The following is a 17,752-nucleotide window of genomic DNA, read 5'->3' as shown; positions in this document are numbered from 1 at the left end:
AAAAAAAGCTTTCAAAAAATAATGTTAACATTTGAAAGGAAATATACATGAAAGAAAACACTAAACATTGTGCCTCTTCCACACACGAAGAATTGCAAGAACAACACCCTGCAATTAGTGCAGCCATTTCTAAGCAAATCAATGAAGCATCGCAGAATTTCTTTTATCCCAATAGCAAAGTGCTTAAAAATAAATACCGCATCAAAGAGCAAGAAATATTAAAGGAACAATGTTGTGATGATGTAAAAAAAGAAATGATAAAACTGCGCCAAGAACCTCTACCTGAGCAGTTTAATTCCTCCTATCTAAAATATCTTCATCAACGCCTCTTTTCCCGTGCATTTGAATGGGCCGGACAAACACGCGAAAAACCATTTACATTTGAAGATGGTACTGTTGCTTCTATGCCCATTTTGAAAAGAAAAGAATTTACAAAACCTTTTGCGATTGGCAGAAAAATACAGGAGGGACTAGAAAAGTTAGATAAAACGCTTGCTGAAAAGAATAATTTACAAGGCTTAACTCGCGAAGAATTCGTTGAACAAGCAGCTGGAATAATGATAGATTTGCACCACTTGCACCCTTTCAGAGAGGGCAATAGGCGCACAAAGAGACTGTTTGTTGAAAAACTCGCTCAAGCAGCAGGACATGAGCTAGACTTTTCTCTTGTGAGCAAAAAACGTAAAGACTTTGTCCGCGCTGCTGCCATGGAACATAGCGATCCAGAGCCTATGAAGCATCTGCTTGAGGATATCTCAAATCCAGAAAAATTGCTCATTTTACAAGAATTTACCAAATCTATAAGAAATCTTGGATTGGATGAAAAAAATTATTATCTCGCTGTCGTCGCAAAAGAAGGAGAAACCTATCATGGTACCTACAGAGGCAGTGGACCCAGTGGCTTCATGCTTGATGCCAATGGGATTTTCATCTTGGGAAATAAAAAAGGTCTCACCCCAGAGCAAATACAGACATTAAAAATCGGTGACGCCCTCTCCTTTACAGCGCCCAAAACTCAAAACCCAGCAAAAAACATTGCTTCCAGAAAAAAAGAGCCGTTCTTACAAACGATGAAATAACTAAAAAGAGCAAAGACAACGCATCCATTCAAACAAAGAAAAAGCTCATTTTTCACCGTGGATTGCCCCTCATGCTTTACATGACAGCATTGAAGTTATGTCCCAAAGTTTGCAAGAACAAATGACCAAACCAATTGCTCAATCTGCTTCCTCCATGAGGCAAATGCAAAAAGATTTCCAAAAAAACATTTTACAGACCAGCAATACAGCGACAAATAATCCAATATCTGCCCAAATGACAAAGGAAAAATGCTCTGATCATCAAGAAAGAACGAAACAGCCCCCCAAAAAAGCAACGGCATACTGGGACACTGGTACAAAAAAACGAACACCGTCCCTCTCACCTTACAAGAAAAATTATCCTCATCGCCTGAAACCGAAGAAAATAAGACAATGCACGGGAATTTCTTTTGCCCTAATAGTATCACTTTAAAAAATAAATATGGAATAAAAGACTATAAAAAATTAAAAGTGCAATGTGCGCATGATACAACAAAAGCAATCATTCATCTACGCCAAGAAACGCCACCGCAAAAATTAACTTCCACATATCTCCAATATATTCATCACACCCTATTTAAAAATACTTTTGAATGGGCCGGACAAACACGTGAAAAACCATTTACATTTAAAGATGGTAGCGTTGCTTATATGCCAATGATGAAAAAAGCTGGTATTTTTTGCCCCAGCAAAACAGATACAAGAGGGACTAGAAAATTTAGATAAAATACTTTCTGAAACGAATAGTTTAAAAGGCTTAACCCGCGAAACATTTGTTGAACATGTCACTGAAATGTTAATACAGCTCAACTATACGCATCCCTTCAGAGAAGGTAATGGACGCACACAACGAATGTTTTTTGAAAAACTTGGGCAAGTTGCTGGTCACACACTCGACTTTTCTCTTGTAACAGAAAAACGCATGAATCTTGCCAGCATTGCATCGCTAAAACATAATGATAAGGAAGAGATAAAACATCTGCTTGAGGATATCTCAAATCCAAAAAAAATACTTATTTTAAAAGAATTTATGTACAATATGAAACATCTTGGGTTTGAAAATATTCATCATCATCTTATTACAACAGCGAAAGAAGGTCATACCTATAAAGGCTTCTACAGAGGCAGTGGACCCAATGGCTTCATGCTTGATGCCAACGGGATTTTCATCTTGGGAAATAAAAAAGATCTCACCCCAGAGCAAATACAGACATTAAAAATCGGTGACGCCCTCTCCTTTACAGCACCAAAAGTTCAAAACCAGCAAGAAGTGCTTATCCCCGCAGAAACAATAGCCCCCTTACCAACAATGAAATTACCACAAGGATAAAAAACAACGCATCCATTCAAGCAAGAAGAAAAGAAATCGAAACTTTGTGCCAAATCATTTATGGCAATCGTCATATTTTGCGGGAAAGAATTGAGATGATCCATGAAAATCATACTGAAGGAGAACAGCTCACCTATCAAATTGCCACCTCCCCCCAATCTATTTCTAAACTTTCTGGTAGCAATGTATTTGGCATAAAAAACAACGCGCGCGCATGCTGAAGCAAATATTTTGCCCCTCTGTAGAGCCATTGATCGTTATATCAATATTTTTAAACAAACAGAAAGAGACATTCTCCATACCCATCATGTAAAACAAAGGCGGTGTGAACAATCGGTAGAAATGCCTAAGGCTTGGATGAAAAATCTCTTTTCCTTGTCAAAAGCACAACAGCAAGAAACCTTATCAAACTCTCCTGAACTAAGGGGGAAGATAAGGACTTATCTCAAAAAAATCAATGAGCGCTTATCCTCAAGCGAGCATGAAGCTATAAAGGAAAATAATCCTGAAAGACTTGCGAAGAGTCTTGGCACATCAACCGTTAAAGCAAAAGAGATTATGGAAATAGTCAAGCAAATAAAAGAGATAGAACAGCATATACAACCCATGTATTTTTATAACCATAAATTCGATGAGCGCCTAGCACCAAACCAGCATCAATCTATCCAGCATCAATCTATAAAGAAAAATAATGAAAAAAAATGTTCCAACACTCTTAGTAACGAAACAATTAAAGTGCAAAAAATGACAGAAACCGTCAATCAGAGTCCTAAAAGACAAGAAAATATTCAACCTCACAAAACAGAGCACGCAAAAGCAATGGCAATGAATATCTAAAGGATTCATAAACTTTAACTTTTTGCCCTCTCTGATAAAAATGATAGCCTTTACCCGCCTGCTTTCATTGGCAAATCAATCGCACCTCAACGGGAATGGAAACCATGAGAGAACAAATTTATCTTATTTCCTCAGATTTTATCCTCATTAACTGTGAAAAGAAACCTGAACAGGCAAAATGCTGTTGAAAGATCACGTCTTCCTATCCTTTTGTTTATGTAATCTCTAAAACGGGAAGGCAGCCTAATTTGAGGAGAATATAAAGTCGTAAAGGTAAAAACAAATTAGGAGCTTTTCCATCACCTTTTAGCTCAGCCTTACGACTTTTAAAAACATCTAAAGTACTGTCTTTTAAATAATGGATAAATAATGAAGATTGCGCATTGCTTCACGCTTTTATTTTATTTGCGTTCTTTAATAGGGTCACGCCCCTCACGTAAAACAGAACGGGTATTGGGTTGTACTATTCACGACATCACACCATAAAGAGGAATTATCATTATAGATCCCCATATGTCCCTTCAAACTGTTATGATATCGCCCCCATATTTCAGTTTGAAAAGAAATTTTAATTATTTTATGGCAAAATAAAAATTGTAATGCAACAGTAAACAAGGAGCATAAAAAAGTCTTCAAGCACCATTGTTGACAGAAAGATAAACACCGTCGTACAACGCTTACAAAAAGTATCCTTGATTGGGATACAGATCAGATTTTTACGATTTAAAACGGTTTATTTCTCCTGTCATCGCTTCTCTTTTACAACAAAACCGATATATCTTTATGACATTGATAAAAAAAATTGCAACAGTTGCTTCCGGAACCCTTATGAGCCGTATTTTTGGCTTCGTACGCGAAATGCTTATGGCAGCAGCGCTAGGGACCGGTCCTGTTTCTGATGCCTTTAACGCTGCTTTTCGTTTTCCCAACACATTTCGTCGTTTTTTTGCTGAAGGTGCCTTTAACGCTGCTTTCATTCCTCTTTTTGCAAAAAAAATCACTGAAGATGGTCAAGAAACGGCATGCAAATTTGCAGAAGAAGTCTTTGGCGTTCTCTTTTCGCTGCTCTTACTGTTAACGATTGCGATGGAACTGAGTATGCCTTTTCTGGTACGAACCATTATTGCCCCAGGTTTTACCGAAGATGCGACAAAATTTAACGCTACAATTCACTTTACTGCGATCATGTTTCCCTATTTAACCTGCATGTCGCTTGCTGCCATGATGGGAGGCATGCTTAATGCTCTGCGACGCTATTTTATTGCCGCCATTGCCCCACTCTTTTTAAACATTATTCTGATTGGTGTGCTTGCCTATGCTTGGATTTATAAACTTGACGCTTGGCATATTGGCTTAAATCTCTCTTGGGGTGTATTGGCAGCAGGGCTTCTTCAACTCACCTTAATTGCCCTTGCTTTGCGTCAAAGTGGCATGAAAATATCCTTCCGCTGGCCCCATTTAAGTTCTAATGTTCGCAAGCTATTAACTTTAGCATTCCCAGCGGCTATCACAGGTGGCATCACACAAATCAATTTGCTCATTAATACCAACATTGCTTCTAGTCAATCGGGTGCTGTCTCTTCTTTGATGTATGCTGATCGTCTTTATCAATTGCCTCTAGGCGTAATCGCCATTGCCGTTGCAACCGTTCTTTTACCAGAATTAACACGCGCTTTGCGAAGCAAAAAGCATGAAGAAACCCACCATTTACAAAACCGCTCTATTGAATTAACGCTATTGTTAACACTTCCAGCATCCATCGCTTTTTTGTTGCTCTCCACTCCCATTGTCAGTTTGCTCTTTGAGCGAGGACAATTTACCAGTCAATCAACACATCATGTGGCACAATTACTGGAACTTTATGGACTAGGACTTCCAGCTTTTGTTCTCATTAAGGTCTTTATTCCTAATTTTTTTGCCCATGAAGATACCAAAACACCGATGATTTTTACAGGTATTTGCGTTTTCATCAATATCAGTCTCGCCTTAACATTATTTCCTTCTTTTTCTGCACGAGGCATTGTTATTGCTGAAATTACTTCTGGATGGGTCAACGCCCTGTTGCTTTGGGGTGTCCTTCTCAAACGCGGTTATTGGAAATACGACTTCCAACTGATAAAGCGAATATTATGTCTCATGATGGCAACCCTTTTGAGTGCACTAGCCCTCTATTACGGATTGAATGTGTTTAGTTTTTTGTCTTTTCCTTTATCCTCACAAGCATCCTTTTTATTGCGCGCCAGCACCTTAGTTGGGATCATGCTTGGCATATTCTTGATCTATTTTAGTGCCTATTTTTTATTCAACACCCATTCCTTTTTTCACATGCTTAAAAATTTGAAAAAACGCCCATAATATCTATACTTTGTCAAAAACAATAAAACAAATAACCTTAATTGAAGAAAGAGCACTCCTATGGATACCTTCACACCACTTGTCTTTTCCGGCGTACAACCGAGTGGTCATTTACATCTTGGCAATTATCTTGGAGCCATTCAGCGTTGGGTTGAACTGCAAAACTCTCATCACTGCCTCTATTGTGTTGTGGATATGCATGCGCTCACAGTCAACCCAGATCCCCTTACTTTACGGGAATCCACCAGAACAGTGACAGCCGCCTTTTTAGCCTGCGGTATTGACCCTCAAAAACACATTATTTTTAACCAATCACGTGTTTTTCAACATGCTGAACTCGCCTGGATTTTTAATTGTGTTGCCCGTATCGGCTGGCTTCAACGCATGACACAATTTAAAGATAAAGCAGGAAAAGATCGCGAAAAAGCATCCCTCGGGCTTTTTGCCTATCCCACTTTGATGGCTGCTGATATTTTAGTCTATCGTGCAACGCATGTTCCAGTAGGCGAAGATCAAAAACAGCATGTTGAACTCACACGCGATATTGCACAAAAATTTAACAACGACTATGCACAACGTATTGCCGAATTAAATTTTGGTATCTCTATGCAAACGGATGAAGAAAAAAGGCAATGCTTCTTTCCCCTCCCAGAGGCGCTTATTGGAACAACAGCCACACGCGTTATGTCTTTGCGCGATGGGACGAAAAAAATGTCAAAATCAGATCCTTCAGATTTTTCACGCATTAATTTGACCGATGATGCTGATCTTATCGCAAAAAAAATACGCAAAGCCAAAACGGATTCGGCTCCTCTTCCCGATACCCTGACCGCTTTAAAAGAACGACCAGAAGTGGATAACCTGCTTGGTATTTATGCCGCCTTTGCTAACGTCAGCAAAGAAAAGATTCTTTTAGAATTTTCTGGTCAACAATTTTCGCATTTTAAAACAGCCCTAGCCGACCTTGCTGTCCATAAGCTTGCCCCTATAACAGAAGAATTACGTCGACTGCATCAAGAAAGTGATTATATCGACTCTGTTTTGCGTGATGGCGCTAAACGTGCTAGTATGCTCGCAGAAGAAAATATGAAAAAAATTCGTGAAATTATTGGATTTTTGCACGATACATAAAGATAATAAAACTAAAAACTGTAGAGAGCAAAAAAATCGTTTGTACAAAATAGAGAAAGTGCATGATTTCCAAACCAAAAAATCCGAAAAAAGAACCCAAGAAAAAGAACTTAGTCATTATTGATGAAACACCAGAGTGTCGGCGTGCCGTTGCGTTTGCCGCACAGCATGCCCAAAATACCAATAGAACATTGGTATTACTTTGTGTCGTTGATAGTGTGGAATTTCAACACTTTCTGGGTGTAAACAACGTTATGCGCACAGAATCAACGCAAAGTGCTCATAAAATATTAGGAGGCATTGCCAGTGAAGTCCGCACCACCCATGCGCTTGAAACAGAAATAGTGGTGCGTGAAGGAAAAAAAATTGATGAGATTTCCAAACTGATCGACGAAGATAAAAGGATTGCACTAATTGTTTTAGCAGCCAGTGGACATACAGAAGGACCAGGACCCCTTGTTCAATTAATCGGGAATAAAGGGACAGCTTTTTCAATTCCTGTCATTGTTATTCCTAGCAATCTTGCCGATGACGATATTAGATCTATTGCCTAAAAAATATAATATTCTACAATGTAAGATCTTCCTAATCCTTCATTATAAAAGGAGAGTCTATGTTTATTCAAACTGAAACCACACCAAACCCTGCAACACTTAAATTTCTGCCAGGACGCGTGGTTCTTTCTGAGGGCGTATTAGAATTTCGTGACCCTGAAGAAGCAGCTAAAAACTCACCTTTGGCGGCTAAGCTGTTTAATATTCCCAATATCAATGGTGTTTTTTTAGGCTATGATTTTATCACCGTAAGCAAAAAAGAAGGAGAATGGCAACATCTCAAGCCCGTCATTTTAGGCACAATCATGGAACATTTTCTATCCAATGAGCCAGTAATCACCACCAACGCTACAATACAAGCACAAACCCATGCCCTTAACGAAGAATTTTATGACGAAAAAGATGCTGATATTGTCTTAACCATTAAAGAGCTGCTTGAAACGCGTATCCGCCCAGCAGTTGCCAATGATGGTGGAGACATTACTTTTCGCGGATTTGAGAATGGTATTGTTTATCTCAATATGCGGGGTGCCTGCGCTGGATGTCCCTCTTCAACGGCAACCCTCAAACATGGTATTGAAAATCTTTTACGCCATTTTATCCCTGAAGTTTTAGGCGTTGAAGCCATGCCACAATAAATATTGACCTCAATAGGTAAAATAACCACACCGATTGCCCCTCTTCAACAGCGCTCAAACATGGAGTGTAACAATCTTGCGTCATTTTATTCCTGAAATTTTAAAAGTAAGCTATGCAGCCATAAAAATACAGTACTGTTAAAAAAATCTGTCCAATAATAATACCTTCACTCACCTTTCACCTCCATATATGCCTTAAAAAGGTTTTAAAGCCCCTTTTAAGAAGCATCGGTTGTTTCACAACAAACCCAATAATGATATCCACAGAAGTACAAAACATGGGCATGCACTTTAAATTTATTTTGTTTTATAATCTTGTCATGCAATTTTAACTAGGAAAACACGACCCGTTACAAAAAAAGAAAACCCAAAAAAGAAAACATTGTAAGATAGAGTGCCCATTTGCTCCATCTTTCTCACTTCTCCCAACGATAAAATCACGCAAAATACTTCTTGTAGCAGCCAATCAACAAAGATCACATTTTGCAACTTGAATGAGAATTCTGGCATTCTTCTTATTTCAATTCTGTTTTTATTGTATCAATCAAAATCGTCCGCTTACACAGCACAAACTGGATAATAACAAAAACTATTTTTAATAGCTCTTATACACACTTTTTATAAGAGACTGTTGCAGCACTAAAAACTGGAAAAGCATAACCGTACGACCTTATCAAGATCATACCGTCCTTTTTCTATTCTTAAAATCAAGAATTTCCCCTCTATCATTTTCAATCTCATTTCCATAAATATGACGCAAACGGTGGAATTACCTGTAAAAAATAAATACATTTAAGCTAGATCTATTATGATTGTTTGAGAAATTATCTAATAAAAAATGAGAATATTTCTTCAATCCAGCAGGAATAAGTTTGTCTGCTTTACCGCGTTGTTCTTCTCATAAAGCACATACTTTTACTGTCGCATGTAAGTCAACATCCAACTTCACCCATAACTGCGTATTAAAAGAAAAGACAGAGCCACTATTCCTCTGCGATACATGGCTTTGCAATAAAGGAAAATATATTGCCTCTATCTGATTGGTGTAATCTGTGAAACAACAAAAAAAGCCCATTCGAGAAGAATGTAAAAATAAAAAACCAGCGAAATGCAAAAACAATTGCAAGGGGATAAATGCCTAAACTTTTTTCACAAACTCCGACTTTAAACTCATCTGACCAATCCCTGGAATTTTGCAATCAATGTTATGATCCCCATCCACCAAGCGAATATTCTTTACCTTAGTACCACCTTTTAAAACAGATGAAGCGCCTTTTACTTTCAGATCTTTTATCACCATAACGGTATCTCCATTTGTTAAAATCTGACCATTGGCATCATAAACAGTATTGACAAGAACAGTATCATCGTTTTTTTGTGGCCATTCATGTGCGCATTCAGGACACACAAAATTTTCACCATCTTCATAAGTATAAAGACAATCACAACGAGGACATTTGGGATATTGGGTCATAAATTCCCCTTTTAAAAGAAAAATCATTTGTTATGACTGGTCATAAAGCAAGAAGTACTTATTGTCCATTATTTTAGAAAAACATTTCCCTTTGTTTTAACCTTCATCTGCCAACTGTGTTCATGAATGCTATCATCACATACCATACATGGGTTTATAAAAATGATTGATCATTATATAACTTAAATAAGCCCCCGCATATCATAAAATTTACTCACTTCATTCTCTCTCATAAATGAATCAAAATCATTTTCTTATACATCACCAATACAATTAACGAATGAATAAAAAACAATTAGAAAAGGAACATCTCTGAATAAAAACGCTTCCAAAAAGCTAAAAACTGAGAAACAAGAAAATGATAGCCTCAACTTGACCTTTTATTTAAGTAAAGATAACAGTCATAATGTTAGAGAACAGACTGATTTATAATCATAGTTAATGGTTTTGTATATTGAATGAGAGCCAATAAATAAGCTGAGATTCTCTCAACCTCTTTTACATTGAATAAACCAAAGCCTTTTCCTTGCATGTTACAAGTAGGAAGAGCCGTGTAAAACAATTATTCAAAATACTAAATACTCTCAAATATAAGAGCCAACATTGAAAGCGGGCAAAGTGAATGATGGTGCTGGTCTTACTCTCTCATAAGCATAAAAATGGTGCTGCTCAATGGATGGCCGGTTATCCCTTTCAAAAGTAACACGCATAAGATACGTTTTTAGCGTTTTGAGAGAGAAGCTTCTTTAAGACAACCATATGAAATGTGCAACAATGATCGTATTTTGTTGTGTATGAGCCCCCCCTATTAAACAAATATTTCTATCAAACCATTAGAAACCATTGGACATAAATTCCCCGATTATGCCTGATTATAATTACCTACAGCATTTGGTTTTAAGAAGCCAGAAGTTTTAGGAATCCAATTGACATGTAAAAGAGGAAAAAACAAAACGAGCTTGAAAATGGAAGCTCTGCCTTATGGCCAATAAAATCACGTCCCTAAAAACATACCTCATGTGATCAATCATCATACCTTTACAAAAAACATTCCACTGATCTTAGGTGATAATATCAGGGCGATCTCGCCCCAATGCTTGTTGTATATTTAACAGTTTTAGTGCCACCTGTTGCAAAGGTTGGAGAACTTCTTGCGGATTAAAATTGTGTTTGCGCGGATCACTTTCATACTGTTCAAAATAAAGTCGTAAAGTAGCACCTAGCGTCCCTGTTCCCGACAAACGGATCACCAACCGTGCTCCGTTCTCGAAAAAAATACGTATACCTTGCCGCGTGCTAACGCTCTGATCAACAGGATCATGATATGTAAAATCATCTGCTTTTTTGACGAAAAATCCAGCAATTTCAGTTCCTGCATGTGGTAAGTGCGTACGCAAATGTTCTATAAGTTCCAAAGCTTTATCTGCTTCGACTTCTTCATAATCATGCCGTAACGTGTAAAAACGCCCATAGGTGTACCAATGCTGCTGAACTATTTGTGCGACAGTTTTTTCTGTTATCGCTAAAAGATTTAACCAAAATAAGACAGCCCATAAACCATCTTTTTCGCGGATGTGATGAGAGCCAGTTCCAAAGCTTTCTTCACCACAAAAGGTTACTTTCCCCGCATCCAAAAGGTTTCCAAAAAACTTCCATCCCGTTGGCGTTTCAAAAAAGTTTAATCCGTGTTTTTCCGCAACCAGATCAGCAGCACGTCCCGTCGGCATAGAACGCGCTATCCCCACAACACCTTTTCGATATCCTTTAATGAGGTGTGCATGCTCAGCCATAATAGCCAAAGAATCTGAAGGCGAGACAAATTGCCCACGACCAATAATGAGGTTACGATCTCCATCACCATCAGAGGCTGCGCCAAGATCTGGTCCTTGCTCTGACATCAATAAATCATAAAGAGCCTTGGCATAAACCAAATTGGGATCCGGATGACCGCCTCCAAAATCTGGCAAAGGAATACCATTAACCACCGTCCCTTCAGAAAATCCTAAGCATTTTTCAAAAATTTCATGAGCATAAGGCCCTGTTACCGCATGCATAGCATCAAACCGTAAAGTAAGACCTCGAGCGACGGCCTTGGCAATACAGTCAAAATCAAAAAGCTCCTGCATCAAAGCAACATAATCAGCGACAGAATCAATAATATCAATCCGCATGGCTCCCATAAAGATCGTACCTTGCCTATCTAAATCAATATCTGGTGCTTCAAGAATTTTATAAAAGGAAAGACGTTGCGATGTTGCAAAAATAGCATCACATAAAGAATTAGGAGCGGGTCCACCATTGGAAACATTGTATTTAATACCACAATCTCCCTCTGGACCACCAGGATTATGGCTTGCAGAAAGAATAAGTCCACCATGGGCATGAGTTTTACGAATAAGATGCGAAACAGCAGGTGTAGAAAGAATACCGCCCCTTCCCATTTTAACACAAGAAACACCATGCGCCGCTGCCATCTTCAACACAATCTGAAGGAGAGTACGATTAAAAGTGCGCCCATCGCCCCCAAGAATCAACATTTTTCCTTCAAGAGGTCCAATGTTATCAAAAAGAGACTGTATAAAGTTTTCTACATAATGAGGTTGTTGAAAAACAGACACTTTTTTGCGCAAACCAGACGTTCCCGGTTTTTGCCCCTCAAAAGCCGTGGTCAAAACTGTCTTTATGGTCATGTAAATACCTTCATATTCTTTCCTTTAATTTTAAGGTGAAGAGTATCCAAAGTCGACCATTAATTCTACTTGACGGAAGTGTGAAATATTTGCACACTCGTTAGAAGTCAGAATTTTTAAAGAATCCCTTTTATTTAAACCGTTCTTTCCGATATGCTTTTAAAGACAAAAGCTGTTTTAAAACGAAATTTTTGTAAAAAATATAGGAGCATCCTTATGATGAAAAAAACTGTTCCCAATGTAACATTCCATACACGTGTCCGAGATGAAGTGGGTGAAAATAATTCTTATCGGTGGCAAGAAGTTAACAGCGATTCTTACTTTAAAGGAAAGCGTGTTATTCTTTTTTCTCTTCCTGGAGCATTTACCCCTACTTGCTCAACCTTTCAGCTGCCTGACTTTGAAAAACTCTATGATGAATTTAAACAAGCGGGTATTGATGAAATTTATTGCCTTTCCGTCAATGATGCTTTTGTCATGAACGCTTGGGGAAAAACACAAAATATCAAAAACGTGAAATTAATTCCTGATGGCTCTGGTGAATTCACACGCAAAATGGGTATGCTGGTTGCAAAAGACAATGTTGGTTTCGGCATGCGATCATGGCGCTATGCTGCCGTTATTAATGATGGTGTGGTTGAGCAATGGTTTGAAGAAGCGGGTTTTTCAGACAATTGCATGACAGATCCTTACGAAGTCTCTTCACCACAAAATGTTTTAAAAGCTTTGAAAAGCTAATTCCGCCCCCAAAGTCGTCCATTTAAACAAAATTTAACGACACAAATTTCCTTAGTAAAGAAAATTTGTGTCGTTTGTATTTTTTGAAACATCTATTTGTCAAAGCAGACACTATAATTTGGTTGAGCGTTTTCGGTAAGAAAATATCCCAGCAATAAATTTTTAATAGGTATTTCACGTTTTAACTGCTTTGAAAAAACTTTGTGTCAAACAATAATTTGATTTATAAAGATAATTTATAATTTTTCATGTCGAATGAGAGGCACTGAATATCATAAGATTGTTTTATTTTATCCCTTCTTATATTGAATCTCTTAAAACTATTTTCTTGCTCATTAGCACGTGAGATTGGCATATGAATAAACGGTTAAAAAGAGTATAAATGCGTCTCATAAACGCTCTAAAACACAAAAGCTATGAACATCATTACTGCAAGCTTCACAAAAGCATCAAGAAAAAAATATGGTATAAAAACGGCTCTGCATAAATAACCGTTCATGAAGAATATTAAATAAAAACAGATCCCGTAAACATTCCAATTCACATACAATAAACAGATTCATTGCTGTTTTAATAGTCATTTATTCTAAGCTTTTATTTTTCTCTAAGAGAAAAACAGTTAAAGAAGGCGTCTATTTGGATATTCTACCATAAAGTGTTTTTTCATTTCTTCCTCTTCTATCTCTTCCTCTTCATCGAGCTCAAAATCTTCATCACATTCAGGAAGACCAAAAATATCTGGATTAATGAAATAACAATCTTTTTTTGTCCCCTTCGCTACAATTTTATTCTCTTCTAATTCTTTGATACCTTCTTTAAAACTTTCAAAATTAAGATATTCTGGTTCTTGAATTGAAAGATCGCAAGTCAAAAATTCCTCAAGAATATCATGATCCAATGTTATCTGATCAAACCACAAATCCACATCATCTTCATCTGACATTTTCCCTACCTGCCACAACATCACCAAAAAAGCTTTCATACCACTAAATGATAGCCCCAAAATCATACGCCGACACGACGAGGCGCCTGAAAAAGTAATTTGCGGAAGATTTTCAAATCCGAAGTTTGAAGGAGGGAGTTTAAATGATTTTCCAATATTCTCAGGTCTTTCAAGAATAAAGGGATTTCGTTCATAGAGCACGGTAAAATCATATTGGGCCATTTTTATTTCTCCATTAAAGAATTGATTTTATTGAAATAATGCATACTATCAGTCAGTTACCATTATGGCAGCTTACAATTCATCCAAACATGCTCCTGTAAAAAATTGTTCGATTTAAGTCATTCCATTGTTTTTTGAAGCTTAAAAAGTCTTTTAGGATAAAACGCTCTCGTTCTCCCTCCTTTTGCAATAATGCTAGATTTTGTAATGTCTAAGAAGAGAACATCAAAGAATTTGATGCTCATAGATGAGAATTCAAAGATGAAGCCAATATGAACTTGTCAATATTTTTATAAACTTTTGCAGAAGCGTTACGTGAAACCCTTTAATTTTCTCAGAGTTTTTTCTTCGTTAAAATTTTTTTGCTCATTTTAACGCATGCGTAAGTATGCCTAAACGAGAAAAGTACAGATTTTAAAAATTGAATCTCAAATTTCCCGAATATTTCAGGCAATCGCTTCTATAAAACTTTTACCATAACCGCCTTTGAGCTGCTAAAATATCTTGTACTGTTTGAACCAATTGCTCTTCATCAACCGTCACTTGTGCTGGTCGACTTTCACGCCATGTTTGATTATCTTTGATCTCATGAGATAAACGCGCCCCTTCAATCAAATCTTTAATCTGTATTTTTCCACTCTCACGTTCTTGTGAACCTTGGATAACCACACAAGGAGCTTTGCGCCGATCTGCATATTTCATCTGTGCTTTTATCCCCGATTCCCCCAAATAGAGCTCAGCACGAATTCCCGCATCACGCAATTGCATCACCATTTTTTGATAACCAGCAACTGCCTCTGGCTCTTTATCCATCCTCAGTACCACAACCGGCCCTGTTGTGTCCTTCATAGGCAACTTTCCAAGATTTTGCAAAGCTGCGATCAAGCGTGAGACCCCGATTGAAAAACCTGTTGCCGGAATATTTTCACCACGAAAGCGTGCCACCAATCCATCATAGCGCCCTCCGCCACCAACAGAACCAAAAACAACTTTTTGCCCATCATCATTGAGAACATCAAAAAGCAATGCCGCCTCAAAAACAGGTCCCGTATAATATTCCAATCCACGAACCACCGAAGGGTCAATTTTAATGCGATTGTGATAACCATTAGCGACAAAGATTGCTTGCATTTCCTCAAGCTCGCGAACCCCTTCAAGCCCCTGAGCACTCTGACCAACGACTTGTCTGAGAACATCAAGGATTTCTTCTGCCGTTTTTGCATTTACAGTCAGTAAGGAAAGAATACACTCAATCTCTTTATCCTTAAGCTCGGCCCCTTTTGTAAAATCACCACTTTCATCCAAACGCCCCTTGCCTAGAAGCAAACGCACGCCTTCAGGACCAAATTTATCCAGTTTATCCATTGCTCGAAGAACAATTAAGCGCCTTTCAATCTGCTCCCTTTCCCCTAAACCAATCAATTCTAAAACACTTTCCAGAATTTTTCGGTTATTCAAGCGAATGGCATAATCATGCTGGTGAAACCCTAACTTTTCCAAACTGTCTGCTGCCATCATACAAATTTCGGCATCCGCTGCTACCGTTGATGTTCCAACAATATCCGCATCAAACTGCATAAATTGCCGAAAGCGCCCTGGTCCAGGTTTTTCATTGCGAAACACAAAACCAAGACGATAACTGCGATAAGGCTTTGGCAAAACTTCAAAATTCTCTGCAAAATAACGAGCAAGAGGAGCAGTTAGATCATAGCGCAAAGACATCCATTGCTCATCATCATCTTGTAGCGAAAAAACGCCCGCATTTGGACGATCTTCATCAGGTAAAAACTTACCCAAGACATCCGTATATTCAAAAATTGGTGTTTCCAGTGCCTCGAAGCCGTAAAGTTCATAAACTTCACGAATTTTTGTAATCATTGTTTCAGTTGCATACAACTGTGCACTTGTACGATCCACAAAACCACGGGGTAAACGGGCTTTGGTTTTTTCTTGTTTCAATGACATGTTATTCTCTAGCAACAATATGTGTTCACGAATAACCATTATCCCATAGAAACCAACGCTGCAATGACTTTATCAATCTAAAAACTTTTAATAACATGTTAGAGTCTTTTATTTTACAAAAACAATATCCTTATAAAGCGATATTCTAAAAGAGTTTATCCTGTAAGATGAATCATAGCCCTTAAACTAAAATGTTCCCAAAACGAATACACTCTCCAAGCCCTCTTATGCCTCATCTTTTAGCACTGTTCAGGTATTCCTTGCATTTTCTTCCTTATATCTTGTCTTCCTTGAAGCAATTTTTCATATATTTCCAAGATTTCTGCATTTTTTTTCAAACATTTGCTTTCCGTATTTGATCCTCCCAATCCCAACAGAAAATAACAAATATATGAACACTTTTTGAAAAGATCAAAAATAACTCTTGACTTTAGATAAAGCAAATCACTTTTTGAAAGAAGTATCTGACTTAAAATTTGATAAGCCCCCTTCTTTTATAAGAGCTTTTTTTCTTTGATAACTTAGCAAAAAACTTTAAGATAGAAGCGTATTTTTAGATTGCTCGGCAAAATCATGAATAACATTTTTTAAATCAACACTATTTCGACCAACCTGTGTAATCGATCTTGAAATGGAAGGAATAAGATTCTGCCATAGCCTTTGAGGAAACTGCTGAGTTAATTGTGTTATTGTTCCCCCTTGAGCCCCAATACCAGGAACGAGAAATAAGTTATTTTCTAACTGTTCGATTGTATCTTTTGCTTCATTGCCCAATGTTGCTCCAATCACTGCCCCAATAGGACCAACATGATGATATTGACTTGAAGATTGGCTATTATATTCAAAAATACGCTGTGCCAAATGAACAGAAACTGTTTGATCACCAATGCGCGCATTTCGAATGTGCCTTCCCTCTGGATTCGAAGATTGAACAACCATAAAAACAGCCGTTTTTGTTTCTTCTGCAATCTTTATTAAAGGAATGAGAGCATCAAATCCTAAAAAAGGATTGACTGTTATAGCATCTGCTTTAAACGCACTGCTTGAACCAAGCCAAGCTTTACCGTAAGCCTCAGCGGTAGAGCCAATATCCCCTCTTTTCGTATCAACGAGAACCAACAAACCTTGTGCCTGTGCATTTTCAATAAGCTCTTTGAGAATTTGAAGCCCTTCCACCCCATATAACTCAAAAAATGCGGCTTGAGGTTTTATCATCCCCACTTTACCCACAACCGCTGCTAAGAGAATATCACAAAAATCTTTTAGACCTTTATAATCACAGCTTAAATTCCATGATTGCAAAACTTTATGACTCGGATCAAAACCAACACAAAGCGGTCCATATTTCTCACTATTTTTAAAAAAAGCTGAACAAAACATTTTATATCCTAACACGGTCTGTCTTTAAACTTTTTGATACAATCAAAAAGAAAAGCATTTGTCAAAAGAATACAATGCTGAAAACACAAAGAAAGAGCTCTCTATACAAAGTGTGCTTTTATTTGTGAAAGAATATAAACAAAAAAACATCCATATTATTTTGTTCAATGAACTCATAAATCCCAATAGCGTGCCTTGTCGTTTTTACACCCCTTTTTTATGATCAACAAAAACTCTCTATGAACGTGCTTTAAACAAAAGTTTTAAAAGAAAATGCCCTACCATAATGATCACCGTCTTGTTTTCGATGTTTTCTGTCCTTTTTGGCGCATATCTATTCACTTTTGGAACATAATTGGCAAAAAGACATTGTATCTCCAGCATATTCAAGGAGATAAAACATGGAAACTCGCATT

Annotated in this window: 16 protein-coding genes and 1 pseudogene; 11 read left to right on the top strand and 6 right to left on the bottom strand. The window is 37.6% G+C overall.

The window, feature by feature from the left end; translation table 11 throughout:
- Positions 1-47: 47 nt before the first annotated feature.
- From ACFIKG_RS07430 to ACFIKG_RS07405, 6 genes are all read left to right on the top strand, one after another.
- Complete coding sequence (locus tag ACFIKG_RS07430) at positions 48-1,079, top strand: Fic family protein (protein ID WP_375652004.1); 1,032 nt, start codon at positions 48-50, stop codon at positions 1,077-1,079.
- Between the two features lie 121 nt (positions 1,080-1,200).
- The gene (locus ACFIKG_RS07425; RefSeq protein ID WP_375652003.1) at positions 1,201-1,512 is read left to right on the top strand and encodes a hypothetical protein; all 312 of its coding nucleotides are present in this window, start codon (positions 1,201-1,203) and stop codon (positions 1,510-1,512) included.
- Positions 1,473-1,805, top strand: coding sequence for a hypothetical protein (locus ACFIKG_RS07420; RefSeq protein WP_375652002.1), 333 nt, complete (start codon positions 1,473-1,475; stop codon positions 1,803-1,805). The genes ACFIKG_RS07425 and ACFIKG_RS07420 overlap by 40 nt, the downstream gene beginning before the upstream one ends.
- Positions 1,750-2,409 carry a Fic family protein gene (locus tag ACFIKG_RS07415; RefSeq protein ID WP_375652015.1) on the top strand — a complete coding sequence of 220 codons (660 nt, stop codon included), beginning with the start codon at positions 1,750-1,752 and terminating at the stop codon, positions 2,407-2,409. Before ACFIKG_RS07420 ends, ACFIKG_RS07415 begins: the two co-directional genes overlap by 56 nt.
- Positions 2,394-2,630, top strand: a complete 237-nt coding sequence (locus ACFIKG_RS07410) for a BID domain-containing T4SS effector (protein WP_375652014.1) — start codon at positions 2,394-2,396, stop codon at positions 2,628-2,630. The genes ACFIKG_RS07415 and ACFIKG_RS07410 overlap by 16 nt, the downstream gene beginning before the upstream one ends.
- Before the next feature lie 10 nt (positions 2,631-2,640).
- The gene (locus ACFIKG_RS07405) at positions 2,641-3,246 is read left to right on the top strand and encodes a hypothetical protein (protein WP_375652001.1); all 606 of its coding nucleotides are present in this window, start codon (positions 2,641-2,643) and stop codon (positions 3,244-3,246) included.
- A gap of 217 nt (positions 3,247-3,463) precedes the next feature.
- On the opposite strand, the pseudogene ACFIKG_RS07400 reads toward ACFIKG_RS07405, so the two are convergent.
- Positions 3,464-3,695: pseudogene (locus tag ACFIKG_RS07400) on the bottom strand (integrase); the annotation flags it as partial.
- Between the two features lie 334 nt (positions 3,696-4,029).
- Between ACFIKG_RS07400 and murJ the strand changes: the two are divergent.
- The 4 genes from murJ to ACFIKG_RS07380 all read left to right on the top strand — a co-directional run bounded on the left by murJ (position 4,030) and on the right by ACFIKG_RS07380 (position 7,924).
- The gene (gene murJ, locus ACFIKG_RS07395; RefSeq protein WP_375652013.1) at positions 4,030-5,601 is read left to right on the top strand and encodes a murein biosynthesis integral membrane protein MurJ; all 1,572 of its coding nucleotides are present in this window, start codon (positions 4,030-4,032) and stop codon (positions 5,599-5,601) included.
- A gap of 60 nt (positions 5,602-5,661) precedes the next feature.
- Entirely contained in the window at positions 5,662-6,732 is a 1,071-nt protein-coding gene (trpS, locus tag ACFIKG_RS07390) for a tryptophan--tRNA ligase (protein ID WP_375627368.1), read from the top strand.
- 62 nt (positions 6,733-6,794) lie between these two features.
- On the top strand, positions 6,795-7,286 hold the full coding sequence (locus ACFIKG_RS07385; protein WP_375626412.1) for a universal stress protein: 492 nt from the start codon (positions 6,795-6,797) through the stop codon (positions 7,284-7,286).
- Positions 7,287-7,345: 59 nt separating this feature from the next.
- On the top strand, positions 7,346-7,924 hold the full coding sequence (locus tag ACFIKG_RS07380) for a NifU family protein (RefSeq protein WP_015856727.1): 579 nt from the start codon (positions 7,346-7,348) through the stop codon (positions 7,922-7,924).
- 1,138 nt (positions 7,925-9,062) lie between these two features.
- On the opposite strand, the gene ACFIKG_RS07375 is transcribed toward ACFIKG_RS07380, so the two are convergent.
- Together ACFIKG_RS07375 and ACFIKG_RS07370 are read right to left on the bottom strand one after the other, a co-directional pair.
- Positions 9,063-9,398, bottom strand: coding sequence for a zinc ribbon domain-containing protein YjdM (locus tag ACFIKG_RS07375; protein WP_375618296.1), 336 nt, complete (start codon positions 9,396-9,398; stop codon positions 9,063-9,065).
- A 1,061-nt stretch (positions 9,399-10,459) separates the two neighbouring features.
- Positions 10,460-12,088, bottom strand: a complete 1,629-nt coding sequence (locus ACFIKG_RS07370; protein WP_375652000.1) for an alpha-D-glucose phosphate-specific phosphoglucomutase — start codon at positions 12,086-12,088, stop codon at positions 10,460-10,462.
- A 216-nt stretch (positions 12,089-12,304) separates the two neighbouring features.
- Here ACFIKG_RS07370 and ACFIKG_RS07365 point away from each other — a divergent pair, with 216 nt between their 5' ends.
- Positions 12,305-12,826: a peroxiredoxin gene (locus ACFIKG_RS07365; protein ID WP_375626417.1), complete on the top strand. Its 522-nt coding sequence runs from the start codon at positions 12,305-12,307 to the stop codon at positions 12,824-12,826.
- A gap of 619 nt (positions 12,827-13,445) precedes the next feature.
- Here the strand turns inward: ACFIKG_RS07365 and ACFIKG_RS07360 are convergent.
- From ACFIKG_RS07360 to pyrF, 3 genes are all read right to left on the bottom strand, one after another.
- Positions 13,446-13,991 (bottom strand): replication protein, encoded by a 546-nt coding sequence (locus ACFIKG_RS07360; protein ID WP_375651999.1) that lies wholly within the window; start codon positions 13,989-13,991, stop codon positions 13,446-13,448.
- A 471-nt stretch (positions 13,992-14,462) separates the two neighbouring features.
- Positions 14,463-15,956, bottom strand: a complete 1,494-nt coding sequence (hisS, locus tag ACFIKG_RS07355; protein WP_375651998.1) for a histidine--tRNA ligase — start codon at positions 15,954-15,956, stop codon at positions 14,463-14,465.
- Between the two features lie 534 nt (positions 15,957-16,490).
- Entirely contained in the window at positions 16,491-17,336 is an 846-nt protein-coding gene (pyrF, locus tag ACFIKG_RS07350) for an orotidine-5'-phosphate decarboxylase (RefSeq protein WP_375626423.1), read from the bottom strand.
- Positions 17,337-17,752: the final 416 nt, after the last annotated feature.

The sequence above is a fragment of the Bartonella sp. LB28NMGDW genome (assembly GCF_042194435.1).
In the GTDB taxonomy this organism is placed as follows: Bacteria; Pseudomonadota; Alphaproteobacteria; order Rhizobiales; family Rhizobiaceae; genus Bartonella; species Bartonella grahamii.
Note: the sequence above shows the minus strand (reverse complement) of the source record. Positions and strands in the feature narration are given on the sequence as shown.